Genomic DNA, 1,954 nt, shown 5'->3' on the forward strand with positions numbered 1-1,954 from the left:
TGTCAACGACGGTTAAAAAGTGATCCACTTACATCTCCACCGACGGTCTAATATTGATCCACCGTTTTACTCAGGATTAGCTTCAGCGATAACCCCGGCCTTTCGTTTTTGTTTCAGTCGATAGCTTTCTCCTTTTATTTGAACAACGTGTGAGTGGTGTAAGATCCGGTCCAGCATCGCCGACGTCAGTGCTGCATCACCGGCGAACGTCTGATCCCACTGCCCGAACGGCAGGTTCGATGTCAGGATCATCGCGCTCTTTTCGTAACGTTTGGCGATGACCTGGAAGAACAGCTTTGCCTCTTCCTGACTGAACGGCAGATAGCCTATTTCATCGATGATGAGTAGCTTCGGCGCCATTACGCCACGGTGAAGCATTGTTTTATAACGGCCTTGGCGTTGCGCTGTGGACAGCTGAAGCAACAGATCCGCCGCTGTTGTGAAGCGTACCTTGATACCTGCACGTACAGCTTCGTAGCCCATTGCTATAGCCAGATGAGTTTTACCCACACCGGACGGCCCCAGCAGTACGATGTTTTCGTTGCGCTCTATGAAGCTCAGTGAACGCAGCGACTGGATCTGCTTCTGCGGCGCACCGGTGGCGAAGGTGAAGTCATATTCTTCGAACGTTTTCACTGCCGGGAAGGCCGCCATCCGGGTATACATTGCCTGTTTACGCTGATGCCGGGCCAGTTTCTCTTCGTGAAGCAGATGCTCCAGGAAGTCCATGTAACTCCATTCCTGATCCACTGCCTGCTGTGACAGGGCTGGCGCTGCGCTGATCAGACTGTCCAGTTGCAGCTGTTCGGCAAGCACCATCAGCCGTTGATGTTGCAGTTCCACCATCATGCGGCTCCTCTGCAGAACGTGTCATAGATGGACAGCGGGTGATGCAGTGGCTGCCTGTCGAAGGTCTCCAGGCTTTCTTCTACGGGCACGTCATACTGTCTTTTCACCGGCGGTAGAGCCAGCATGGACTGCTGCTCTTCTATCCAGCGATCGCAGGGACGGGTCTGGATTGTTTCGTGCCTGCGCTGGTTAGCAACATCGTGCAACCAGCGCAGGCCGTAGCGGTTGGCTGTTTCAACATCGACGGTGATCCCCAGCGGACGCAGGCGAGTCATAAGCGGGATGTAGAAGCTGTTGCGGGTATACTGCACCATCCGCTCCACCTTGCCTTTAGTCTGTGCTCTGAAGGGGCGGCACAGCCGGGGAGAGAAGCCCATCTCTTTGCCGAACTGCCACAGTGAAGGGTTGAACCGGTGTTGCCCGGCCCGGTAAGCATCGCGCTGTAACACGACCGTTTTCATATTGTCGTAGAGCACTTCATGCGGTACGCCACCGAAGAAGCTGAACGCATTACGGTGGCATTCTTCCAGGGTGTCGTAGCGCATATTATCAGTGAACTCGATGTACAGCATTCTGCTGAACCCCAGAACGGCAACGAACACATGAAGTGGTGATTTGCCATTACGCATGGTTCCCCAGTCAACCTGCATCTGTCGTCCTGGCTCTGTTTCGAAGCGCACGACGGGCTCCTGTTCCTGAGGGATAGCAAGTGAACGTATGAACTCTCTCAGGATGGTCATGCCACCACGATAACCCTGCTCCGTGATCTCGCGGGCGATGACCGTCGCAGGGATTTTATAAGGATGGGCATCGGCGATGCGTTGTCGAATATAGTCCCGGTATTCATCCAGGAGTGAAGTGGCTGCGGGACGCGGCGTATATTTTGGCGGCTCAGACTGCGCACGTAGATAACGCTTTACGGTGTTGCGGGAGATACCCAGTTCTCTGGCGATCGCCCGGCTGCTCATACCCTGCTTATGCAGGATCTTAATTTCCATAACTGTCTCAAAAGTGACCATAAGCTCTCCCGAATCAGGAGAGCAGATTAACCCCTGGATCTAATTTCAGGCGTCGGATATGGATCACTTTCGCACCGTTGGTAACA

The 1,954-nt window shown here is 53.9% G+C and carries 2 protein-coding genes; both read right to left on the minus strand.

Annotated elements, in window-relative coordinates; all coding sequences use genetic code 11:
• Nucleotides 1–66: 66 nt before the first annotated feature.
• Nucleotides 67–849 (minus strand): IS21-like element ISSen3 family helper ATPase IstB, encoded by a 783-nt coding sequence (gene istB / locus ACI2JR_RS28220; protein WP_141874859.1) that lies wholly within the window; start codon nucleotides 847–849, stop codon nucleotides 67–69.
• Nucleotides 846–1,868, minus strand: a complete 1,023-nt coding sequence (istA, locus tag ACI2JR_RS28225; protein WP_462480101.1) for an IS21 family transposase — start codon at nucleotides 1,866–1,868, stop codon at nucleotides 846–848. Before istA ends, istB begins: the two co-directional genes overlap by 4 nt.
• Nucleotides 1,869–1,954 lie beyond the last annotated feature (86 nt).

Origin of the sequence: Klebsiella sp. NPDC088457 (assembly GCF_044900465.1) — a bacterium.
In the GTDB taxonomy this organism is placed as follows: domain Bacteria; phylum Pseudomonadota; class Gammaproteobacteria; order Enterobacterales; family Enterobacteriaceae; genus Klebsiella.

What these genes read in the sequence shown, in the direction of transcription:
- istB (WP_141874859.1), bottom strand. Translation starts at nt 849, where the DNA reads ATGATGGTGGAACTGCAACATCAACGGCTGATGGTGCTTGCCGAACAG.
- istA (WP_462480101.1), bottom strand. Translation starts at nt 1,868, where the DNA reads ATGGTCACTTTTGAGACAGTTATGGAAATTAAGATCCTGCATAAGCAG.